We start from the raw sequence: 6,000 nt of genomic DNA, 5'->3' as shown, positions 1-6,000 counted from the left end.
CGAAGCCGGCATTGACTGTTGTGAAGTTGAGTGGCGAGCTGACTGGTCTACTACCGATCCTCCAGACCCGCTCTGGTTTACTTATAAAAAGTAAGGCTGCGTAAATCCGCCGATTATAACCATTCCATAAAGAATGGTGGGTCATGATGGACTTGAACCATCGACCAATGGATTAAAAGTCCACTGCTCTACCAACTGAGCTAATGACCCGCTCTGTGTGTTTGTTAACACTTTACGTAAATCCGCCTATTAAAGACCAAACTTTATTAACAATAAAGAATGGTGGGTCATGATGGACTTGAACCATCGACCAATGGATTAAAAGTCCACTGCTCTACCAACTGAGCTAATGACCCGCTCTTTTTGTCGCATTTCGAGTGGGGTTACCATTCGTTTGCTGCGGGCGCTTATAATACTTATTTATAAAATGAGTGCAACCGAAATTGTCTCTTTTTTTAAGTTTTTATGTCTAGTTGAGCAAATTTAGACCGCTTATGACAAAAAGCAGTCTAATCAAGCATCAACATTTATTTTGATAAGCGATCTGTGGCTAGTTTAGCAGCAGTTGTACTTGGGTACTGATTGATTAGCTCATTCAGTATTTTTTGCGCTTCAGCCTTTAACCCTTGCTCTTGTAAAAGTGTACCAAGCTTTAACATTGCATCTGGGCGCTTATTTGAGTTTGGAAATTCGTTAACAACTACTTTGAAATGCTCGGCTGCTTTTACACCGTCATTTTTAATCGTTAATAATTGCCCAAGCCAATAATGTGCGTTTGAGGTGTACACTGAATTTGGATACGTTGTTAAGAACGCTTGAAATTCTGGAATAGCTTGGTCATAGCGCTTATCTTTCATTATAAGCGCAACAGCACGCTCGTACGCTTCGTTTTCAGATAAATCACTGCTGTAGCTCTGATCGCTACCTGGTTGCGTGTAGTCTGTTGTAGGCGCTGGAGTAGCCGGCTTAGCATATGCTTGGCTAACACGGTTTTCTATTTCTTGATAAAGCTCACGCTGGCGCTGCAATACCTTTTCAAGTTTATAGCTTTGCTCTTCGGTAACACCGCGAATTTGACTCACTTCATCTTGCAGTAAGTTAAGCTGTTGTTGTAACTCTACTTGTAAGAAATTACGCTGTTGCATCATCTTTTCAAGCGTTTCTAAACGCTTTTCAATGCTCGACTGTGAACTTGCAGCTTCTGAAACAGGAGCGGGAGCAGCCATTAACTGGGTGCTCCCGCTCAATATCATGGCTGCCAAAATAATTTTCGGCTTCATAATATCTCTTATCTTAGTAAACTAGTACCGCACGGCGGTTTTTAGCGAAAGCTTCTTCAGTGCGAGATTTAACCATTGGCTTCTCTTCACCGTAGCTAACTACTGACATTTGGCTTGCAGAAACACCTAAGCTTTGTAGGTATTTTTCAACTGCTTGTCCACGGTGCTCACCAAGTGCAATGTTGTACTCTGGCGTACCGCGCTCATCTGCGTGGCCTTCGATTAATACTTTAACAGAAGGATTTTTAACTAAAAACTCAGCGTGTGCACGAAGTAGCTCGCCGTATTGACCTTGAATCGTTGCAGTGTCAAAACCAAAGTAAATGATTTGCTCTTGACGAAGCGCTTCGTACTTTTGACGAAGTTGCTCTTCAGCTTGTTGCTCTGGCGTCATTGTTGCTACTTCAACTGTATCAGTTGTTGTTTGCTCAACAGTTGCTTGGTTAGACTGGTTGGCTGCATTTTCATCGATATCTGAAGATGAGCTACAAGCTGCTAGTGTCATTACTGGCACAGCAATTAGCAGGCCTTTAAGTATTTTGTTAAGTTGCATTGAGTAGATTCCTATTTTGAGTAAACCAGCAATTATTACTGTAAATATGGCGACCAAGCCGGTGCCTTCACTTGTCCATCAAGCACAGGTAAGCGTGCTTTAAAACGGCCGTCCATCGATACTAGCGCAAGTACCTGTTTATTATTATGGAGCGTGCTGTATATAATCATCGAGCCATTTGGCGCTATGCTCGGCGATTCATCAAGGCGAGTTCGAGTTAAAACTTGGAACGCACCTGTAGCCAACTCTTTCTTAGCAAGATGATACTGTCCGTTAGTACGGTTTACCATCACTAATTCTTTCCCGTCTGGTGAAATAGAACCCGCTAGGTTCATGTCACCGTCAAAGGTTAATCTTTGAGATCTGCCAGTTTTTAAATTTAACTTATAAATCTGAGCATTACCACCCCTTTCCGACGTAAATACTATATCTTGACCATTTGGGTACCACGAAGGTTCGGTATCTATACTACGATGGCGTGTTAATCGGGTCTCTTTACGCGTTAGTAAGTCTAATAAGTAAACCTCAGTTGCACCAGTTTTATCTTTTGATAGCACTAACAGTAGCTTTTTACCGTCTGGCGAGAACTGCGGCGCACCGTTAATTCCTTTATAGCTGGTGATCAGTTCACGTTTACCGGTATAAATGTCTTGAATAAAAATTTGGCTCTGGCGATTTTCAAACGTTACATACGCTAATTTAGTACCATCAGGCGACCATACTGGCGACATTAATGGCTCTTTTGAGCGCAATAACACTTGTTCATTAAAGCCATCGTAGTCAGCAACCACTAACTGATAAGGCTTTTCGTCAGTATCACGAACAATAACATAGGCTATTTTAGTTAAAAACGCGCCCTTTTCACCGGTTAGTTTTTCATAAATTACATCACTGATGCGGTGCGAGTAACGGCGAAAGCCGGTTTCACCGATCACGCTTTGGCGCGCTTCTAAGATATGGTCTTGGCTTTGAACCAGCTTACCGTTGCTCATCATTTGTGTTTCACCGCCAGTGATTTGGCCGCGAATAACATCAACCAACTCATAACGCACTAAATAGCGTCCATTGGTTTGCTGCTCTACTTCACCAACCAATACAGCTTCTACACCTTGATTTACCCAAGCACCGTAATCAATATCAGCATCTTTGTGAGGCTGTTGTGGCATTTGAGACACACTCACAGGTTTAAACTTACCGCTGCGCATTAAATCGGCAGCAATTACATCACTTAGCTGCTGTGGAATAGGACCAATACCTTGGTATTTAAATGGCACAATCGCAATCGGTCTTGCGCCGTCAATACCTTCAGTAATAACAATTTCAAGTGCCGCATGTGCAACACCTTGAAACCCTAATATTAAAACTAAACAGGCTATTTTAATTTTGTTAAACATGTCATCCCTTAAAACTCTGGCGCGATGGTTATATTAATATTCTTTAGTTGCTCGAATACGTCTTTATCTTTAGATACCGGTAATGTATCGGCCATGCGAACAGCTCTTAATGCAGCCTCACATACTAACTTATCACCGCCTAACGATTTAACTTGTGTTACCAGCCCATTAAATCCAAGACGGATGTTAATGCGGCATTGCTGGTTTTTCATTTTTTCATCAATTAATAAGTTTTGTTGAATACGCGCCATAATTAATGCGCGGAATTTATCAACTTCACTCACTACTTGCTGTTGACGTATTTTATTACGTGCCGCCTGCTCTTTGGCAAGCTGCTCTTGCAGCATTTGTTCTTGCAATGCTTGCTGACGTTTACGTTCTGCTTCTTCAGCGCGCTTTTTACGCTCTTGTTCGGCTTTTTTAAGTGCCGCTTCTTCCGCTTTGCGTTTATCGGCAGCCGCTTTTGCTGCGTTTTCAGCTTCTTGCTTTTGCTTTTCGGCTTGCTTCGCTTTTGCTCGCTCGCGTTGTTCTATTTCACGGGCTTTTTTAGCTTGTGCTTGCGCCTCTGCGGTTTCTTTTTCTTTCGCTTTGCGCTGCTGTTCAAGCTTTTTAATGCGTCTTGCTTCAGCTTCACGCTGTTTACGTGCATCGGCAGCTCTGCGTTCTAAATCTCGAATGCGTTTATCTTCAGCACGCTTTTTATCATCTTCTTTCTTTTTAAGCTCAGCTATTTTTTGCTCAACTTGCTTTTGATCAACCGTAACCGCTGAAACCGCTTTCTCTGGTTCAGGAATAGCCGCATTAAGCGTCACTTCCATTACTTTAGGTTTAGGAGGATGAATGTTTGCTGATGCATACAAAAACCCGCCTAACGCTAAATGCAGCAATACTGATTTAATTAATGAACTACTCATACAGTTACTTGGTCCCCTCAAAGGATTCGGTCATTAATCCTACCGACGGTACACCTGCATTTTTTAAAAAGTCCATTAACAGTAACACTTCCTGATACGACACTTTACCCGAGCCTTTGATCATCACAGGCACATCTGGGTTTTTCATTAGTTGTAGCTTAATTACTGCGGCTACATCTAATGCTTCCATCGGCTCCTCAGGATCTGTACCGACACTCACATAATACTTACCATCGGCATCAATAGAAGCAATAATGGGTGGCGTGTCTTTCGTATCAACTAAGTCCGACTCTTCCATTTTTGGCAGGTCTACTTTTACACCATGAGTAATTAACGGCGCAGTGGCCATAAATATAATAAGCAGCACCAACATTACATCAATGTATGGTACTACATTAATTTCTGCGACTGGGCGACGCTTTTTACGCTGGTACATTCGCTTGAGCCTCTATTTGGGTAGCTGCTTGACGGTGTAAGATATTGGCAAATTCTTCCATAAAGTTAATATAGTGAGATTCTAACTTTTCAACTTTGTTAGCAAAGCGGTTGTAAGCAATAACGGCTGGAATTGCCGCAAATAAACCCATTGCTGTAGCAATTAGTGCCTCTGCTATACCAGGAGCAACCATTTGTAAGGTCGCTTGCTTTACCTCACCTAAGGCAATAAAGGCATTCATAATACCCCACACCGTACCAAATAAGCCGATGTAAGGGCTAATTGAACCGACCGTTGCTAAAAACGATAGGCTTGATTCTAGTTTTTCTATTTCGCGAGAAAGCGCAACCCGCATTGAACGGTGTGTGCCTTCCATTACAATGCCCGCACTTTGAAAAGTATTTTTTTTATGACGTGCAAACTCTTTAAAGCCTGAGGTAAATAACGCCTCAATACCAGCAGACTGGCCACCGCGAGAAGAGATTTCGTTATATAGTTTACTTAGGTCAACACCAGACCAAAAACGTTGCTCAAATTTTTTGGCATTTGCTAAGGCGTCAGAGATGGCTTTTTTACGTTGAAAAATAATAGCCCATGACATAACCGACATAGCAACCAACGCTAGCATTACTAATTGCACAAGCAAACTGGCTTCTAGAATTAGATCTAAAAAATTAAGCCCTGATCCCACGTTAAACTCCTAAATAATTAAAAACATCAAATTGATTTATTTGAGTAAGGTAACTTAGCAATACATTAGCCACCATTAAAGTTTTGCTAGTGTATCTAGTGTATTTACTGCTGACAACGATATTGCTGTGAATAGACAACAAAAAACGTTAAAAAAACAGCTTTACTCAATATTTACTACTTAACTCTTGTTCTACTGTATAAATAAATAACAACAAAGCTTTATGGAAGCGCGCTTAGTTTCACTAAAGAGTGACAAAATGCGCTGTTTATTCAAAATTAATGCATAAGCACTCATAACCAGCACATACTTACCTTAACGTAATAGTAAAACTAATACCGAACGTTAATATGTTAATATACATAAACAAAGCATTTCATTAACTTATAGAATTAATGATTAATTAACATGCAACAATAAGCAAAAACAAAAAACCGCTGCTATTAGTTTTTTTAATCTGAAAATATAAATTTTCTAGTTTGAACAAATTGTGTCGCTTCGGTATTATTCTCCCATACCGAGCTAGCGCATTAAATGAAAGCTATTTCATTGAATCCAGTTCTTCGTAATATGATTTATTTCGTATTACTTTTTTACTTCTTGGGGTATGACCTCAAAAAGTAAAACGTAGTTCCCTAGATTACTTCCTTAAACTTGTTGTTTGCCCGCATTATTTGCGGGCTTTTTTTTTGCCCACAATTTATCAAACCATCTCAACTCGGGCTAAATAAG

General features: G+C 40.7%; 6 protein-coding genes and 2 tRNA genes. All 8 read right to left on the bottom strand.

Annotation, left to right across the window (positions count from 1 at the left end; genetic code table 11):
• Positions 1-134: 134 nt before the first annotated feature.
• The 8 genes from CWB76_RS15675 to tolQ all read right to left on the bottom strand — a co-directional run bounded on the left by CWB76_RS15675 (position 135) and on the right by tolQ (position 5,268).
• A tRNA-Lys gene (locus CWB76_RS15675) sits at positions 135-210 on the bottom strand.
• 70 nt (positions 211-280) lie between these two features.
• Positions 281-356: transfer RNA gene (locus CWB76_RS15670), tRNA-Lys, on the bottom strand.
• Between the two features lie 171 nt (positions 357-527).
• Positions 528-1,280: a tol-pal system protein YbgF gene (ybgF, locus tag CWB76_RS15665; protein WP_138608876.1), complete on the bottom strand. Its 753-nt coding sequence runs from the start codon at positions 1,278-1,280 to the stop codon at positions 528-530.
• A gap of 13 nt (positions 1,281-1,293) precedes the next feature.
• Positions 1,294-1,833, bottom strand: coding sequence for a peptidoglycan-associated lipoprotein Pal (pal, locus tag CWB76_RS15660; protein WP_138608874.1), 540 nt, complete (start codon positions 1,831-1,833; stop codon positions 1,294-1,296).
• 35 nt (positions 1,834-1,868) lie between these two features.
• Positions 1,869-3,227 carry a Tol-Pal system beta propeller repeat protein TolB gene (gene tolB / locus CWB76_RS15655; protein ID WP_075169407.1) on the bottom strand — a complete coding sequence of 453 codons (1,359 nt, stop codon included), beginning with the start codon at positions 3,225-3,227 and terminating at the stop codon, positions 1,869-1,871.
• Between the two features lie 8 nt (positions 3,228-3,235).
• On the bottom strand, positions 3,236-4,141 hold the full coding sequence (gene tolA / locus CWB76_RS15650; RefSeq protein ID WP_138608872.1) for a cell envelope integrity protein TolA: 906 nt from the start codon (positions 4,139-4,141) through the stop codon (positions 3,236-3,238).
• A 4-nt stretch (positions 4,142-4,145) separates the two neighbouring features.
• Positions 4,146-4,577, bottom strand: a complete 432-nt coding sequence (gene tolR / locus CWB76_RS15645) for a protein TolR (protein ID WP_008114139.1) — start codon at positions 4,575-4,577, stop codon at positions 4,146-4,148.
• Positions 4,564-5,268 (bottom strand): protein TolQ, encoded by a 705-nt coding sequence (gene tolQ / locus CWB76_RS15640; protein WP_008114137.1) that lies wholly within the window; start codon positions 5,266-5,268, stop codon positions 4,564-4,566. Before tolQ ends, tolR begins: the two co-directional genes overlap by 14 nt.
• Positions 5,269-6,000 lie beyond the last annotated feature (732 nt).

Source organism: Pseudoalteromonas sp. S1609, assembly GCF_005887255.1.
GTDB lineage: Bacteria > Pseudomonadota > Gammaproteobacteria > Enterobacterales > Alteromonadaceae > Pseudoalteromonas.
Note: the sequence above shows the minus strand (reverse complement) of the source record. Positions and strands in the feature narration are given on the sequence as shown.

Bases quoted from the DNA above. Each gene is read 5' to 3' on its own strand.
- tolA (WP_138608872.1), bottom strand. From the start codon at position 4,141: ATGAGTAGTTCATTAATTAAATCAGTATTGCTGCATTTAGCGTTAGGC.
- tolB (WP_075169407.1), bottom strand. From the start codon at position 3,227: ATGTTTAACAAAATTAAAATAGCCTGTTTAGTTTTAATATTAGGGTTT.
- ybgF (WP_138608876.1), bottom strand. From the start codon at position 1,280: ATGAAGCCGAAAATTATTTTGGCAGCCATGATATTGAGCGGGAGCACC.
- tolR (WP_008114139.1), bottom strand. From the start codon at position 4,577: ATGTACCAGCGTAAAAAGCGTCGCCCAGTCGCAGAAATTAATGTAGTA.
- pal (WP_138608874.1), bottom strand. From the start codon at position 1,833: ATGCAACTTAACAAAATACTTAAAGGCCTGCTAATTGCTGTGCCAGTA.